Here is a 16,595-nt window from a genome sequence, read left to right as displayed (position 1 = left end):
TTTTTGGGCAAAAAAGCTAGTTTTTTCAATTGCTGGGATTAAGAACTTCTTGAGTCCAAGCGACGGACTTGTTCCCTGATTGGCGGCCATGAACCTTGACATGAGTGATAGATTTTGATTTCAAACTTGCCAGCTTATTCTGTACAAATTTGGCTGTTACTTCTTTATTTGGTACTTGGGCAGATTCGAGGACTATGTGAAAGCAACCTTCTCTTAAAATCGCCATAGCATTAATGCCTTTCGGCTGTAAAAATTGATTCAGCAAAACTGCGATCGCCTTGGGGTTGCCCTGCCTTGCTAGTTCCACAAGTCTTTGCTGATTTATCTTACCATGATTCGAGTTTTGCGGCTCTTTTTCAGAAGAATTAGGATGAGGGGTATGAAGATTGAGGCGCTGTCTTTCGGCTGACTCTAATTGACTCAAAATTTGCATTAATTTAGAAGTGAATCCCTCAACATTGCCAATAAAATCTCTAAGGGCTTTATATTTTTGAACTAATTGTTCCTCTGTATTTTGGTGGGCAACTTGTCTGTCTAAGGCAACTTCTAACTCACTAAGTGTCCTTTCTACTGTAGTCATTATGATATTACTACTTTCAGTAACTAATGCTTTAATCTCTTCTTCTACCTCCAATTTTTGTTTGATGGAGTCGGTAATATTGAGCGCCGCCGCTGCACTGTGATGGGAATCTTCATCAGTTTCTACTGGTTCCGAAACGTGATAGGTTGTTAGGGGCGGTGGGCTTAATTCACAAGTGGCATCGGGGTCGCTTGTTTGGGTATCGTCTCCCGGAGAAAAGATTGTATGGGCTGGCCATAGTTGACTTGCTTGGGGATTATAATAAAAATTGCCCGCAGCAGCTTGACCCATCATTGTAATCTCGCCGTCCTCGAAATAACCGACATCGTTAGTCAGTGTGGTTTCTTGAAAAATGTTATTCATTAAGTGGGTATCTTCATATCCTCGATCGTTAATACTTTCATCTGGATCTGGTTCTTGTTTTTCCTGTAGATAACAATTTGTCATAGCTTGGATAATGACGCTGGCAGCTTGGGCATTTTCATCAGAATTATCGAGTTTGTTGGCGGTTCTATATAATTGAGATTCGAGTTCTGTAAGGGTGGGACAAGCATTAAGGAGTTGGCGCAATAAGTGGTCTAGTTCTTGTGTTTTCAACAGCGACCAATCTCGCTCGCTGAAGCTAAATTCATGGTAAAGTGTAGAAAAAATTAGAATTTTAGCGCGAAGAGGGTTTGTCTGTTGTAGAATTTTCTGCCGGACATCAAATAGATAGCCGGGATTATCGAGTTGTTCTTCTTCTGTTTCTGTTGGCTGGGGAGAATTTAAAGGCTCTACAAAATATGTGGGGACTTGAAAGGCGAAAGAGTTGGATAGGGTGGTTTCAACTTCTGTGTCTTCTTCTGTGTATAGTCTGGTGATTTGAGTAATAATTGTAGTCGCGATTAAAGCATATTCTGTCTTTTTGTTGACTTTGGAAACAATACTATTTAAGACAGCTTCAATATCTTCTACTTGACTATATTTGATACATAAGTTGCGGATGATTTCACGCAGATCGGTACGTTCGAGGACGCTTGAATCGTTTTCCCAGATCTCTTTGCAGGCAAACAGTATTAATCTTTTGATGCGCTGGGCGTTAACATCATTTTCGAGTATGCTAACAACTTCATCTAAAATAGATAAAGCGTTCATGGTTGCCTCCTGGGAAAATGCACGGGTAAGAATAGGCACTAAATTATAAGATTATAGCAGGTTTTCCTCGGTAACAAGGGAGTAGAGGTACATGGAGGCTTAAATGCAGGGGTACGGAGGACAATTCTGCGTGTCACCCCTTAATTGTTACACTGGCTGTGTAAGTGGTAAGGAGAAGGAAGAAGGAAGAAGGAAGAGGGAAGAAGGAAGAAGGAAGAAGGAAGAGGGGATTGGTGTCAACTTAACGTCAAATTCTCAGTCAGACAGGGGTTTTAACCCCTGTCTCAAAGCTTAAGTCCTCTGAAGAGGACTGAAGAAAACTATCAAATTCATTAGTCCTCTTAGGTGGATTTACTTAGATATTAAATCTCAAAGGTTTTGATTGATGGAAGATTTTGATGCGATCGCGATTGGTAGTGGTATTGGTGGATTAGTCGCTGCGGCGATGCTGGCGAGGTGCGGGAAACGCGCGATCGCCTGCGAAAGTCATACAATTGCTGGTGGCGCGGCCCATAGTTTCTCGCGTCAAGGTTTTCACTTTGATTCTGGCCCTTCGTTTTACTGCGGTTTGACCGATCGCAATTCGCGCAATCCTTTGCGCCAAGTGTTGGATATTTTGGGAGAATCTGTGGATGCGATCGCCTACGATCCGCTGGGATATTATCATTTTCCAGAGGGAAGTTTGCCAGTTTATGGGAATAGCGATCGCTATTTACAAGCTGTGGCTGAGTTTACACCTGAAGGCGCGAGGGAATTAGAGCAATTTCAACAAAGTTTGTTAACTATTTACGACGCTTTAGAAGGGATTCCAGCGATCGCGCTGCGGGCCGATTGGCAATTAATTCCCCTGTTATTGACCCGATATTGGCCGTCTTTATTGAAGTTATTGCCAGTTATAGGTGCGATCGGCAATTCCGTTGGACAGTTGGCGGATCGGGAGGTGCGCGATCCTTGGGTGCGGCGGTTAATTGATGTAGAATGCTTTCTGCTATCGGGTTTGAAGGCGGAGGGGACGATCGCGCCAGAGATAGCTTTTATGTTTGGGGAGCGATCGCGGTCTATAATAGAGTATCCCATCGGTGGGAGTGCTGCGATCGTTGATGCTTTGGTCAGAGGTTTAACCCGTTGGGGCGGAAAATTGCGCTTAAACGCTCACGTAGAGCAAATTTTGGTAGAATCGGGCAAAGTTACGGGAGTCCGATTGCGCGGCGGTGAAATCCTCAAAGCACCGATTGTCATCTCGAATGCGACGATTTGGGATACTTGCACTAAATTGTTGCGATCGCCAGATTTGCCCGCTTCTTACCGCCAGAAGGCCCTAGCAACGCCCGCTGTAGACAGTTTCATGCACCTGCATCTGGGCATTCGGGCAGATGGGTTGGAGGGTTTGACGGGCCATCACGTAGTTGTCCGCGATCGCGACGTGGATATCGCCGCACCTGGGAACACTTGCATGATCTCAATTCCTTCAGTTTGGGATGCAAACCTGGCCCCGCCTGGACATCATGCCATTCACGCTTACACCCTGGAACCCTTTGCAGACTGGAAACGGGACGAATTTTATCAACAGAGAAAATGTGAGCGATCGCAGTCTCTATTCCAAGCCTTAGAAAAAATTATACCAGATGTGCGATCGCGCATAGTCCTAGAAATGATTGGCACGCCCCTAACTCACGCCCGTTTCTTGCGGCGCTATCAAGGAACTTACGGGCCCGCGATCGCCGCCGGTAAAGGCACATTTCCAGGGCCCCACACCCCCATCAGCGGTTTATACTGCGTCGGTGATAGCACTATGCCGGGAATTGGCGTTCCTGCTGTTGCCGCCTCTGGTATTATATGTGCTAACACATTGCTATCGCCGGGCCAGACAGCGCAATTTTTGTAAGTAATAAAATAGCTAAAATCGGCAGATAGTAGCTGGATTCACAGGGCAAACTTTGTTCGCGATCGGATTGCGGCGCAGATCGAGAAAAGACAGATTACTAAGAGATTGAAGAGGATCTACATCTGATATTTGGTTATTGAATAGATCCAGCCAACTTAAATTTGTTAGAGATTGCAAAGGAGCAATATTATCAATCATATTATTGAAGAGGTAAAGCTCAGAAAGATTAGTTAAAGATTGAAGTGCGCCAACATCTGATACTTGATTATTCCCCAGATTAAGCTCAGTTAAATTAATCAGAGAAGATAGGGAATCTATATCTAAAATTTGATTATTAAAGAGTACCAGCTTAGTAAGATTGGTTAGAAATGCCAACGGCTTCAAGTCTGATATTTTATTGCTAAAAATTAGTAGATTCTTAAGTTTTTTCAGGTTGGCAATAGGGTTAATATCTGAGATTTGGTTTTCATAAAGATAGAGAGTAGTTAAATTTGTTAATCCTGCAAGCGAACTAATATCATTAATTTGATTATTATAGAGAATGAGAGTAGTTAAATTTGTGAGAGATTCCAGAGGGCTGATATCTGATATTTGATTATCAAAAAGAATAAGTGTAGTTAACTTAGTTAACTTAGTCAGAGGGCTAATATCGGATATTTGATTAGTATCAATGACAAGTTCAGTAAGATTTGTAAGAGATTCCAGATGACTAATATCTGATATTTGATTGACATCTAGAATTAGTGTTGTCAGGTTACTCAGAGATTGGAGAGGACTAATATCTGATATGGAATTACTACCCAGATTCAGCTTAGTAAGCTTAGTCAAAGAGGAAAGAGGGCTAATATCATTAACTTGACTACGTTTAAGATTAAGTTCTGTAAGATTTGCCAAAAATTCCCCAGCTTGCTTGCAGTCAGAAACTTCACTTACTTGCAAAAGTAAATCCACAGTATATCTAGCCCCTGCGGAAAGATTTCCTTTATTCAAACACCAATCTGTAAAATCTTGCTCATTCATGGTAAAGTATTTTTAACAGCTCTAGTAATATTATATTCCTCGCAGGAGTCAACAACTAGCTATGACAGCAGAGCAAATTTTCAACGCCGCGAACATCTTTGTATTACCCTTCTGGGCATTAATGATTTTATTGCCTAACTGGGGAATTACCCGCAAAGTTATGAATTCCTTCATCCCATTTGTGGTGTTAGCGGCTCTGTATATATATCTGTTCATCAGTTCTATTACTCCTGAAAACGCGGCGGCTCTCTCGAATCCCAAACTAGCAGATATTGCCCGATTTTTTGCCGATGAAAAAGCTACAGCAACGGGCTGGATACATTTTTTAGTGATGGATTTGTTTGTTGGTCGGTGGATTTATTGGGAAGGACAAAGAACAGGAGTTTGGACTATCCATTCCCTAGCTTTATCTTTGTTTGCTGGCCCAATGGGATTGCTATCACACATTGTAACTTATGGGGTAACTCAGAAATTTTTCCCATCTTCTGAGGATGGTCAGACAGTAAGTAAAACTACGCCAGTTGAACAGAGTTAAGTCGTTGCGCTCGTTCTAACCCCCTGCTATTTTGAAGGGGGAATTTTTTATTATCTTTAACATAAGTGAGATCCGATCGCATCTCATCACAATTTTACCACCCAGATATGTTATCATAATTTTATGATCGACCACGACCGTTTATTTAAAGAACTCCTCTCCACCTTCTTTAGAGAATTTGTGGATCTGTTTTTGCCAGATGTTTCGGCAGAATTAGAACCTGAGTCCTTGGAGTTTCTAAATCCCGAAATATTTACCGATGTCACCTCTGGGGAGAAATATCAAGCTGATTTAGTAGTGAAAGCCCAATTTAGAGGTCAGGAATCCTACTTTATCATTCATCTTGAACACCAAGCACGTTCTGAAGCAGAGTTTGGCAAACGAATGTTTCGCTACTTTGCCCGTCTGTACGAGAAACATGGTGTGCCAGTATATCCCGTCGTCATTTATTCCTACGATGAGCCTAAACTAGCAGCACCAAATTTTCATCGTGTTGAATTTCCCGGTTTTATTGTATTAGAATTTAACTATCGCGCCATTCAGCTTAACCGCCTTCAGTGGCGAGATTTTGAGAATCAGCGCAATCCCGTAGCAAGTGCATTGATGGCTAAAATGCAGAAGTTAGATCGGGAACGTCCGACTGTTAAACTAGCATCTTTGCGCTTACTATCGAGTTTAGGGCTGAATCCAGCACAAGTACAGTTAATTTCTGGATTTATTGATACTTACCTCAAGTTAAGTCCAGAGGAGAAAGAGGAGTTTGATACTGAATTTGCTAAACTTGAATTAAGGCAACAGGAGGGAGTTATGGAAATTGTCACCAGTTGGATGGAAGAGGGAATTCAGCTAGGGATTGAACAGGGAATTGAGCGAGGGATTCAACGAGGAATACAACAGGGAGAATTATCGCTAATCATACGTCTACTTACCCGTCGAATTGGTACTCTTGATTTAGAAATACAAGAACAAATTCAGAGATTATCTATCGATCAATTAGAGGATTTGGGTGAGGCATTATTAGACTTTTCTAGCGCGGCTGATTTAACAAATTGGTTGCAGGATAAGTGAGAAGCGATCGCGCATCTCTCCGCCCGTTTGCTAAGCTATAGTCGGCCCCGTCAAAAAACCTCACATTCATGCACAGGTTATTAACAGGCAAACTGCGAGTCGAACGCTTAACCATAGCGATCGCCAACCTCCCAGCAAAACTCGCAGGAACCAAACTCGTACAGCTTACAGACTTCCACTACGACGGCCGACGACTATCCGATCGCTTACTGCAACAAGCGATCGCCGCCACTAACCAAGCAGAACCAGACCTAATCCTCTTAACAGGCGACTACATCACGGATGAACCCCAACCCATTCACGGCCTCGTCCAACAACTTAAAAACCTACAAAGTAGCGCCGGAATTTATGCCATACTTGGCAACCATGACTACTTTTACCAAGGGGCAAAAACAGAAGTTACTAACGCTTTAACTAACATCCGAATTCAAGTATTATATAATGAAACAGTCTATCCTTTAGGCTCAGAATTAGCATTAGTTGGTTTAGCGGATTTGTGGGATCGGAATTTCCTACCAGACGATACAATGGCATCAATAAATCCAGATATCCCTCGCATTGTCTTATCCCACAATCCCGATAGTGCTGAAAAATTGCAAAAGTGGCGCATAGATTTGCAACTATCCGGTCATACTCACGGCGGTCAAATCGTCATTCCCGGATTGGGGCCTGTATCAATCTGGATAGACTCAATTAGTCGTATGATTCCTAAATCAGTGAAGCATAGAATCTCTTATTTTTCAATGGGCGAGCGAGTAGTTAATCATTGGGAATGGGCCAGTGGATTGCATCAAGTAGGCAGCAACTTACTTTATGTTAATCGTGGTTTAGGAACATATTTACCGGGAAGGTTATTTTGTCCCCCAGAAGTCACAATCATCACCTTAGTAAGTAAGTAAAAATTAACTTAATAAATTTGACCATTTACGTAACGCCGCCCGGAAAGAAACCGGGTTTTTTGACGAAAATACTTCGCCTAGACTCACAGATTCTCTCAAAAACCCGGTTTCTGGAGCCATGAACGTAAGTCCTATGTGAGTAAGTCCCGTGAACAGACTAGCTTCCTTCTCCTAATCGATATCCCTTACCATACACAGTATGAATCAGGGGCAAATCGCCTGCGGCTTCAATCTTTCGACGCAATAAACGAATTTGAGCTGCCAATACATTGCTACTCGGTTTTTCCCCATCTGGCCATAAATATTGGTGAATTTGTTCGTGAGTCAATAGTTGACCGGGATGGCGCATCAAATATTCTAAAAGCTGGCATTCTTTTTCTGATAAATCAATTGTTCTCCCTCGGCGATAAGCTAACTGATTTTCAAAATCTAGTTCTAAATCGGCAACCTGCAAACGGTTGCTATCTCCAGAAAAGTTCGACGAACCTGTTTCTAAAATCGAAGGTCGCCGCAACAAAGCTCTAACTCTTGCCAACAACTCCCGCAATTCAAATGGTTTCACCAAATAGTCATCAGCACCTGCATCAAGTCCCTGAACGCGATCGTCTAGAGTATCTTTTGCAGTCAGAAATAACACAGGTGTAGCCCGACCTTCCGATCGCAATTTTTGACAAATTGCCAATCCCGTTTTTCCTGGTAACATCCAATCTAGAATCAGTAAATCGTAGTTTCCTTGGGTAGCAAACTCACTTCCTGTTGCTCCATTATCAGCCACATCAACCTCATAACCTTCGCGAGTTAGCACTCGACTTAGAGGGTCTGTCAGCTCAATTTCATCATCAACTAATAGAATTTTCATGCAGATTTTTAATTGTAATTGGTAATTGGTAATTGGTAATGGCTAATTGCTAATTGCTAATGGCTAATTGCTAATTGCTAATTACCCATCCTCCCCATCCTCCCCATCTCCCCCATCCTCCCTATCTCCCCATCTCCCCCTCTCCCCCTCTTTCCCTAGTCCCTAGTCCCTAGCCCCTAGTCCCTTCTTCTATGTTATTGTAGTTTCGGTAAAAGCTGCTGACGCTAAGCTGCGTAGGCGTAGCCAGCCGTAGGCATCGCGCCGATCCAAAATTGACTTACTTGCCATCACAAATTCCTATGCTTACCTTTGCACTTCCTAAAGGCGCTTTATTAGTTGACAGCATTCGGCTGTTACAATCTGTGGGATTAGACTTCAGTGCTTTTCTAGATTCATCTAATCGCCAACTTCAAATTTCTGACCCCACCAATACAGCTAAAGCTTTACTGGTAAGAGCTCAAGATGTACCCGTTTATGTAGAATACGGTCAAGCTCAAGTTGGGATTGTCGGCTATGATGTTTTGCGGGAGAAAAAACCAAAAGTTGCTAACTTAATTGATTTAAAATTTGGTCAATGTCGCCTATCAGTAGCAGTGAAAGAATCTAGTCCTTATCGGCGGACTGTGGAATTACCACCTCACGGTCGAGTTGCTTCTAAATTTGTCTACTGTGCTAGAGAACATTTTCACAATTTGAATATGCCTGTCGAAATTGTACCCCTTTATGGTTCCGTTGAATTAGGGCCAATTACGGGGATGTCCGAGGCAATTGTTGATTTAGTTTCCACAGGCCGCACTCTGCGGGAAAATGGCTTAATTGAGATTGAAGTTTTGTTTGAAAGTACAGCTTATTTAATTGCTCATCCTTTGAGTTATCGGTTGAATGTGGGAGATTTTGATGAGTTGATTAAAAAACTGAGAGCTCAAATTCTTACCCCAGTATAAACTTAGCAGGGTGGGCATTGCCCACCCTCAAAACTTATTTTGATGCTCTTACCAAGGTATTGTTAGGACTTACGCAAAACTATCCGTAACGCCACCATCTTGGCGTTGACTCTACTGCCAAGATGGCAGCCGTACTGCGAGCGCGTATAAGTCCTGATTGTAACTTTCAACTAAACGGATAAACTCTGCACGATATCACAATTTTGAGATACAATATAAATCTCTATTTCTTCAAGGAGCGCAATATAACCTCCAGCTCTACATTAGAAAAGCGTGCTTTTTTGCCAAACTACTGCATAGATTTTAAATGACCAGCTTATCACCCCTGAAAGACACCTCAAAAAAACACTCGCCCCGTGAAACAGACTGGCGATTATTCCAGCGGCTAATACCTTATGCCCTTCGTAGCAAACGGTTGCTGGCAGTCTCTATTTTCTTATTAGTACCCCTGTCAGTATCGGGAGCAATTCAACCCATCGTTATCGGGCAGGCAATTTCGCTAATTCGGTCAGAACCTACCTATAAATTTTTGCAAGGAATGCCTTTATCCCAAGGGTTGAATTTTCTAGGTGTACTATTGCTATTAACAATAGCCTTGCGTCTAGGTTTGCAATCACTTCAAGGCTACCTAGTCACTAAATTAGGTCAGCAAATCACCACAGATATTCGCAATGATTTATTTGACCACGTACTTTCTTTAGCAGTGCGATTTTTTGACCGCACTCCTGTAGGTAAATTAATTACCCGCCTCACCAGCGATGTAGAAGCTTTGGGAGATGTATTTTCAACAGGTGCAATTGGAATTGTCAGCGATTTATTTTCAATTGTAGTGATTGCCATCGCCATGTTTACCTTACAGTGGCAACTAGCTTTAATGCTCGTGCTGATGATGATACCAGTCACCGCACTGATTATTTATTTTCAGCAGCGATATCGCGAAGAAAACTATAAAGCTAGGGAAGAACTTTCAGGTCTTAACTCACAACTCCAAGAAAACCTAAGTGGTATTGGCGTAGTCCAATTATTTCGCCGCGAACAGTTCAACTCCGAATTATTTCGCACTACCAACCGTCGCTATATCGATGCAGTTGATAAAACCATCTTTTACGATTCGGCTGTATCTGCTACATTAGAGTGGATTGCATTAGTCGCGATCGCAGCCGTTTTGTGGATGGGCGGTCAAAGTGTTTTAGAAGGTAATCTTTATTTTGGCACACTTTCTGCCTTTATTCTGTTTGCTCAGCGCCTCTTCGATCCCTTACGGCAATTTGCAGAAAAGTTCACCTCCCTACAAGCAGGATTTACCGCAGTTGAACGCATCAATGACATTCTTAATGAACCTGTAGAGATTCGCGATCCCGTCAGGAAAGAAAAAGATAATCAGCAATTATCAATTACTAATTCTAAAAGTGGTGAAATTAGTTTCGATCGCGTCTGGTTTGCTTACAAACAAGATGAATACGTACTCAAAGATTTAGATTTTACCATTCGTCCCGGTGAAAAAGTAGCTTTAGTTGGCCCGACTGGCGCTGGTAAAAGTTCGATTATCCGCCTCCTCTGTCGTCTTTACGAACCCACTAGCGGCCGTATTCTTGTTGATGGTATAGATATTCGAGAGTTACCTCAAGCAGAACTAAGGCGGCACATAGGCGTGATTTTGCAAGACGGTTTTCTCTTTGCTGGCGATGTCAAAAGCAATATTAGCCTTGGTGAAACTTACTCAATTGAGGAAATCCAAGCAGCAGCAGAAAAGACGAATGTAGCTAGTTTAATTGAACAGTTACCTCAAGGTTATAACACTCAATTGCGGGAGCGCGGAACTAATCTTTCCGGCGGACAAAAGCAGTTATTAGCTTTCGCGCGTGCGGCAATTCGCGACCCTGAAATTTTGGTACTAGATGAAGCAACAGCTAGCTTAGATGTCGGGACAGAAGCTTTAATTCAGGAGGCATTAGATCGGATGCTTGTCGGTAGGACAGCTATCATTATTGCTCACAGGCTATCAACAATTCGCAATGTTGACAGAATTTTAGTCCTGAAGCGAGGACAATTAGTAGAGTCTGGAAACCATGATGAATTGTTAGAGCAAGATGGACTGTATGCGAGTTTATACAAGTTGCAAATGCTAGGGAATTAACAGCACAATTTCAAGAAATCAAAAAGTTGCTAGTCAACTTTTTGATGTGCTCGATCTAAATTGATACTGATATAGGACTTACGCATAGAATCCCAGAAACCGGGTTTTTGAGAGAATCTGTGAGTAAAAACTAAGTATTTTCGTCAAAAAACCCGGTTTCTTTGGTTGGGTGCGTAAGTCCTCTTGATTGTAAAACATCTGTGCCGATTGAAACATTTATATCCTGAATTTTCTAGTCAGCAGATGAAAATTGCCAGTATTTTCTGATTTGAAACTTGTAGAACTTTTCAACGCAATTTTGTTTGAGGTTTGAATTATATCATTCCGAGACCAGCTATCGCTGTTACAATATCATCTACTCACCGACTACTAGATTTAAGCATGGCATCTACATCCGATCGATCTATTAGCAAAATTAATCTTCAGTTAGCAATTATTTTATTAGTAATCATCATCCTTTTAGGTATAGGATTTCGCTTCTTTAAAATCGACCATAAATTATACTGGCATGATGAAGTTTATACATCAATGCGAGCGGCTGGATTCACCCGTCAAGAAATTGATAATAGCTTATTTCAAAATCGCATTATCGCCGCCTCTGAATTGCAAAAATATCAAAGATTGAAACCAGAAACTACAGCCACCGATACAATTCACTCATTGGTAACTGAAGATCCGCAACATCCCCCATTATACTTTCTCCTAGCTCGTTTCTGGATGCAACATTTTGGCAGTTCTTTAACAGCATCTCGCACCTTAGCAGCATTATTAAGTTTACTAGCATTTCCCCTAATGTACGCCTTGGCTTGGGAACTTTTTTCCTCACATTTGGTGGCGTTATTGGCAACAGCTTTTATAGCTTTATCTCCTTTTGATATCTTATATGCTCAGACGGCAAGACAGTACAGCTTGCTGACAGTAACAGTTATTGGTAGTAGTTGGTTGCTTCTAAGAGTAATGCGCTTACAGAGTTGGAAAAATTGGGGCTTTTATGCACTCTCGATCTCCCTCGGTTTATATACCCATCCTTTCTTTGCTCTCACACTAATAGGACAAGGATCGTTCCTTATTTGTCGTCGATTATTTATTAATAATTTCCCAAGCCAAGGCGATTTAAATACAAGAGATTTCAGCTCGATTGATTATGAAACCTCACCTGGTCTATCAGGAACCATCCCCTTACCAAGGGGAGGATTAGGAAGGGGTGTATTCAATTTAAGTAAAAACTCTTATATTTATCAATTTTCATTAGCAGTAATAGCCGCAATTATTCTTTATATCCCTTGGTTATTCGTACTCATAACTAATTTTCAACGCGCATCAGATACAACGGGTTGGACTCAAGTATCCCCAGGCTTCCTTTATCTTATAAAACTTTGGCTCCTCAGTTTTACAGCCATATTTGTAGACCTAGACTTTGGCTTTGATAGTGTCTGGACTTATCTACTAAGGCTGCCATTTCTCCTCCTAATTCTTGGGGCGATTTACCAAATATACCGTTACACTAACCGTTCAACTAACCTATTTATTCTCACCTCAGTTTTTGCCCCTTTTCTTATACTTGCCCTGCCAGATATAATATTAGGTGGCAAGCGGTCTGCTGTCAGCCGCTACCTAGTATCCTGTTTTCCGGGAATCCAGCTAGCAGTTGCTTACTTATTGGCAACTAAAATTCAAACTTCACAACGACTCTGGCGAGTTGTTTTGGCTGCCGTGTTCACGGCTAGTATAGTCTCTTGTACAGTTAGCGCTTTTTCTGATACTTGGTGGAACAAAGATTTAAGCTATTATAATGCAGAAATTGCCAGAGTTGTCAATAAAAATGCGCTTAATGCAGTCTCTCCTAAGTCCCAATTTGTCATTACTGATAGCGGCGATGATTTCACTAACATGGGCGATTTGATATCCTTGAGCTATTTACTCGATCAAGATGTACAACTACTGCTGTTAAGTGATTCGCCTAACTTTGATTTGCTTAAAGCTTATGCCGATTTCTTTGTATTCCGGCCTTCGGAAAAACTTCGCTTAGCTATTGAGCAAAAACAAGGTAAGCTAGAGCCAGTATTGGAATCTGCACGGCTGTGGAAATTGAAGCTCTAGTGAAAGTACATTTATTAGCTATAATGGATGATAACTCCAATAAGTTATTAGCAGAAGAGAGAGACTATGATTCAAAAACTCCAAGCAAAAGATATTAACATCCGCGATTTGATCGATAAGTTTGGACTTCAGCGAGTTCGCAATCCAGAATTTTTTCGAGAATGGCAAGAAAACTTACCAGAAATAACTGACATAGAAAAACAACAGCTAGATCGAGTCCAAGAGGGATATTTTAACTTACTGGACTATCCCCCTTTACGAGAAACTGTAGTTAAACTAACTATAGTCAGCCCCATTTTGTTTATTGCTGGTTTTTTTGTGTCTCCTTTTCACATCAGAGCAGAAAAATCAATTCAAATTCAGGAGGAAGATGAAGGAAGAATCATCGAAGGTAGAATAGATATATTAATCTTGAAAAAAAACTTTTGGGTGACAGTCATAGAATCCAAACAACTTTCATTCTCAGTTGATGAAGGACTAGCACAACTCTTGGCTTATATGCTAGCCGACCCCAATCCAGAAACTCCTACTTTTGGCTTAATCACTACGGGTGCTAACTTCACTTTTGTCAAGTTACTCAGAGGAGAAATTCCGCAGTACGCGACATCTGACGAATTCGTAATTCGCAATCAACCTAATGAATTGTACAGCGTTTTGCAAATATTAAAACGCTTAAGCCAATTAACACCCTAGCCAGAAAACCCATTTTAAGTTATCTTCCAAAATGATATGTAATATCTCAAATTTAAAATCGGTGTGACCATGACAAATTATTGGATAGCAGCAGCTTGGGGATTAGGTTCTGTACTATTAGCAGAAGTAGTGCGAGACCTTTACCACTTCCTGGCCCATATTTACCCCCCCCTCTATCGGCTGCACGTATGGCATCACCGCGTCTTTCGGCCCAATTTAACCCCCGTCAACGATCGCATTTACCAACAAGCTCATTGGCGTAATGACGTGCCTGAAGCCTTAGTAATGCTGTTCAGTTGCTTACTGTTATGGGGTGTAGCCTACATCGCTACCCCAAACTTTCACCCCTGGGCTCTCGTCGGTTGTACCTACACATTAGGTTTCTTGCTAAGTGCGATCGCGCGTGGCTGGGGCCTCAAAGGTGCAGGCGAACTCACCGACTTAACCCATCAACCCGGCGACTTCCTCACCCCACCCTCTAGCTGGTTAGTCAACCGTCCCTATCACTGGCGGCACCACTTCGACAACCAAAATGCTTACTATTGCGGTACAATTACCCTACTAGACAAACTCATGGGTACAGCACTTTCCCTTAAAGGCAAAACCATCGCCGTCACTGGGGCCTCTGGAACGCTAGGTCGCGAACTCTTGACGCAACTCCACAAAGCGGGAGCCAAAGTCATCGCCCTCACATCGGGAACGCAAACCCTAAGCTTGAATCTAGACGGTGAAGAGTTGCCTGTAAATACTATAAATTGGCAAATAAGTCAAGAGTCCGACTTAGGAGAATTGCTAGAAAAAGTTGATATTCTCGTCATCAATCACGGCATCAACGTACACGGCGACAGAACAAAAGACGCGATCGCGAACTCCTACGAAATCAACACCTTCTCAGCAGTCAGACTAATCGAATTATTCCTCACCACCGTCCGCACAAACGAAGACATGGCACGTAAAGAAATCTGGGTAAATACCTCAGAAGCTGAAGTAATTCCAGCAGTTAGCCCCCTCTACGAACTTAGCAAACGTGCCTTGGGAGACTTAGTAACATTGCGCCGCCTAGACGCTCCCTGCGTCATCCGCAAACTAATTTTAGGCCCCTTTAAAAGCAATCTCAATCCCATCGGCATCATGTCCGCAAACTGGGTAGCTAAGCAAATAGTCAAAAAAGCTCAATCGGATCATCGTAACATCATCGTCACAATTAATCCCTTGACATTGCTCATTTTTCCCCTCAAAGAATTCTGTGTTTCTCTCTACTTTCAAATCTTTAGTCGCAAAAATTCCTTACAAGAAAGGAATAGAAGCATCTAACGTTGAAGAGAAAGCCAAAGAAACTATCAAGTAGAATTCTAGATCGCCAGAAACCGGGTTTCTTCATAAATATTTTATTGAGAAAACAATAATTTTTCACAGAAACCCGGTTTCTTTATTTGACCCTTGACTATAATACCCGCCTAATTATCCACCTCAGCCATTTCAATCACGCGACCATCTAAATCCTTAACCAAGAAATTCAACGGTTTTTCGCGACGAATCTTATACTTAATACCCTGCATTTGTACCCGCATCAACACTTGCTCCAAACAGTCGCGGTCAAAACAAACGTGCCGCTGGCGATTTTTCTGCCCCAAACCCGCCCCGCTGATGATGTGTAACTGTGTATTCTTCATTAACTGATACCACAGACCATCTGGGTTCCCCGATGCTGAAGCTGTGGCTGCTCTGCCCACATTTGGGGACAGGTAGAGCGGGTCAATGCCAGTAGACCCCAAAGTTTGCTCGTAGTTGTAGTAGTAGTGGAGGGGAACCTCTGCCACTGGTAGGTCTAGGATACCTTCATAGAACTGTCGGGCGTGGGCGAGATCCGATACCATGATCGTGTGAACTTTGGGAGCACTGGTGAGAAACATCCACATCGCCACTGCATAAGCAGCCAGAAGCATCACCATAATGCCTTGAGTCGAAAACAAGCTATCCAGTGGCAGGGATGGCAAAAAAGAACTCAGATGTAAAGGCGGGAGTGCGGAAGCTATAACACTAACTGCTAGAACCATGAACGGAAAAAGGGGTAAACAACTTAATTTAAAATTGCAGTCGCATTCGTGCGTAATAATTTACAACACTTAGACTATTAATCTAGTCATCTATGTTAACAAAAACCAGGGGTTAAGCCCCGGTCGAGGGATTTGGGATTTGGGGTTTGAGATTAAAAATTTATAGAATCTAGACCGGATAGGCTTTTGAGCCTCAGTTTGTGTCGTTGCTCAAGAAAATGGGATCTAATGAAAGTCTTTGTGTATGGCACTCTCAAGCCGGGGGAATGCAATTATCTGCGCTACTGCGAGGGGAAGGTTGTGGCTGCTGAAGGGGCGATCGCGATCGGTCAGCTTTTTGCTTTATCACTAGGCTATCCTGCCATGACTGCGGGTGTTGGTACTGTGTATGGCTTTGTCCTCACATTCACTGACAGTAGTATTTTAGAGGAGCTCGATCGCCTGGAAGACTACGATCGCCTCCGCCCCCCTGAAAAAAACGAATATCAGCGTCAAGAGATTGAAGTCTTCGATCGCGATCGCCAATCTCTAGGAATGGCGTGGGCTTACTTAATGTGGCGCGATCGCATTCACTCCCTCGGCGGTATTCCTCTACCTGACGGTTGTTGGTACAGCAGCCTACCATAAATTTTCCACTAATAATTATCTTCCCCATCTTCCCTTCTTCCTCTCCCCCATCTTCCC

At 42.4% G+C, this 16,595-nt stretch carries 15 protein-coding genes; 11 read left to right on the top strand and 4 right to left on the bottom strand.

Features of this window, described 5'->3' with window-relative positions:
- Positions 1-25: 25 nt before the first annotated feature.
- Positions 26-1,714: a hypothetical protein gene (locus OSCIL6407_RS0106405; protein WP_007356630.1), complete on the bottom strand. Its 1,689-nt coding sequence runs from the start codon at positions 1,712-1,714 to the stop codon at positions 26-28.
- Positions 1,715-1,844: 130 nt separating this feature from the next.
- On the opposite strand from OSCIL6407_RS0106405, the gene OSCIL6407_RS35250 reads away from it, so the two are divergent.
- Positions 1,845-2,009, top strand: a complete 165-nt coding sequence (locus tag OSCIL6407_RS35250) for a hypothetical protein (RefSeq protein ID WP_155523382.1) — start codon at positions 1,845-1,847, stop codon at positions 2,007-2,009.
- 90 nt (positions 2,010-2,099) lie between these two features.
- Entirely contained in the window at positions 2,100-3,599 is a 1,500-nt protein-coding gene (locus OSCIL6407_RS0106400; protein WP_007356631.1) for a phytoene desaturase family protein, read from the top strand.
- Between the two features lie 12 nt (positions 3,600-3,611).
- Here OSCIL6407_RS0106400 and OSCIL6407_RS30360 read toward each other — a convergent pair whose 3' ends face one another.
- Positions 3,612-4,619, bottom strand: a complete 1,008-nt coding sequence (locus OSCIL6407_RS30360) for a leucine-rich repeat domain-containing protein (RefSeq protein ID WP_007356632.1) — start codon at positions 4,617-4,619, stop codon at positions 3,612-3,614.
- Between the two features lie 61 nt (positions 4,620-4,680).
- On the opposite strand from OSCIL6407_RS30360, the gene OSCIL6407_RS0106390 reads away from it, so the two are divergent.
- The 3 genes from OSCIL6407_RS0106390 to OSCIL6407_RS0106380 all read left to right on the top strand — a co-directional run bounded on the left by OSCIL6407_RS0106390 (position 4,681) and on the right by OSCIL6407_RS0106380 (position 7,121).
- Positions 4,681-5,154, top strand: coding sequence for an ABA4-like family protein (locus OSCIL6407_RS0106390; RefSeq protein ID WP_007356633.1), 474 nt, complete (start codon positions 4,681-4,683; stop codon positions 5,152-5,154).
- A gap of 123 nt (positions 5,155-5,277) precedes the next feature.
- Complete coding sequence (locus OSCIL6407_RS0106385) at positions 5,278-6,222, top strand: DUF4351 domain-containing protein (protein WP_007356634.1); 945 nt, start codon at positions 5,278-5,280, stop codon at positions 6,220-6,222.
- 68 nt (positions 6,223-6,290) lie between these two features.
- A complete protein-coding gene (locus OSCIL6407_RS0106380; RefSeq protein WP_007356635.1) occupies positions 6,291-7,121 on the top strand; it encodes a metallophosphoesterase in 831 nt (276 codons plus the stop codon).
- 157 nt (positions 7,122-7,278) lie between these two features.
- Here OSCIL6407_RS0106380 and rppA read toward each other — a convergent pair whose 3' ends face one another.
- Positions 7,279-7,980, bottom strand: a complete 702-nt coding sequence (gene rppA / locus OSCIL6407_RS0106375; RefSeq protein WP_007356636.1) for a two-component system response regulator RppA — start codon at positions 7,978-7,980, stop codon at positions 7,279-7,281.
- A gap of 299 nt (positions 7,981-8,279) precedes the next feature.
- Between rppA and hisG the strand changes: the two genes are divergently transcribed.
- The 5 genes from hisG to OSCIL6407_RS0106345 all read left to right on the top strand — a co-directional run bounded on the left by hisG (position 8,280) and on the right by OSCIL6407_RS0106345 (position 15,168).
- Positions 8,280-8,924, top strand: a complete 645-nt coding sequence (hisG, locus tag OSCIL6407_RS0106365) for an ATP phosphoribosyltransferase (RefSeq protein ID WP_007356637.1) — start codon at positions 8,280-8,282, stop codon at positions 8,922-8,924.
- A gap of 307 nt (positions 8,925-9,231) precedes the next feature.
- Positions 9,232-11,061, top strand: coding sequence for an ABC transporter ATP-binding protein (locus tag OSCIL6407_RS0106360; RefSeq protein ID WP_007356638.1), 1,830 nt, complete (start codon positions 9,232-9,234; stop codon positions 11,059-11,061).
- Positions 11,062-11,442: 381 nt separating this feature from the next.
- The gene (locus OSCIL6407_RS0106355; RefSeq protein WP_007356639.1) at positions 11,443-13,161 is read left to right on the top strand and encodes a glycosyltransferase family 39 protein; all 1,719 of its coding nucleotides are present in this window, start codon (positions 11,443-11,445) and stop codon (positions 13,159-13,161) included.
- Between the two features lie 66 nt (positions 13,162-13,227).
- Positions 13,228-13,854 (top strand): hypothetical protein, encoded by a 627-nt coding sequence (locus OSCIL6407_RS0106350; RefSeq protein WP_007356641.1) that lies wholly within the window; start codon positions 13,228-13,230, stop codon positions 13,852-13,854.
- A gap of 69 nt (positions 13,855-13,923) precedes the next feature.
- Positions 13,924-15,168 carry a bifunctional sterol desaturase/short chain dehydrogenase gene (locus OSCIL6407_RS0106345; protein ID WP_007356642.1) on the top strand — a complete coding sequence of 415 codons (1,245 nt, stop codon included), beginning with the start codon at positions 13,924-13,926 and terminating at the stop codon, positions 15,166-15,168.
- Positions 15,169-15,311: 143 nt separating this feature from the next.
- On the opposite strand, the gene OSCIL6407_RS0106340 is transcribed toward OSCIL6407_RS0106345, so the two are convergent.
- Positions 15,312-15,911, bottom strand: a complete 600-nt coding sequence (locus OSCIL6407_RS0106340; RefSeq protein WP_007356643.1) for a VOC family protein — start codon at positions 15,909-15,911, stop codon at positions 15,312-15,314.
- 228 nt (positions 15,912-16,139) lie between these two features.
- Here OSCIL6407_RS0106340 and OSCIL6407_RS0106335 point away from each other — a divergent pair, with 228 nt between their 5' ends.
- Positions 16,140-16,538, top strand: a complete 399-nt coding sequence (locus tag OSCIL6407_RS0106335) for a gamma-glutamylcyclotransferase family protein (RefSeq protein ID WP_007356644.1) — start codon at positions 16,140-16,142, stop codon at positions 16,536-16,538.
- Positions 16,539-16,595: the final 57 nt, after the last annotated feature.

The organism is Kamptonema formosum PCC 6407, from assembly GCF_000332155.1.
Lineage (GTDB): Bacteria > Cyanobacteriota > Cyanobacteriia > Cyanobacteriales > Microcoleaceae > Kamptonema > Kamptonema formosum.
This window is presented reverse-complemented; position numbering and strand designations above follow the sequence as displayed.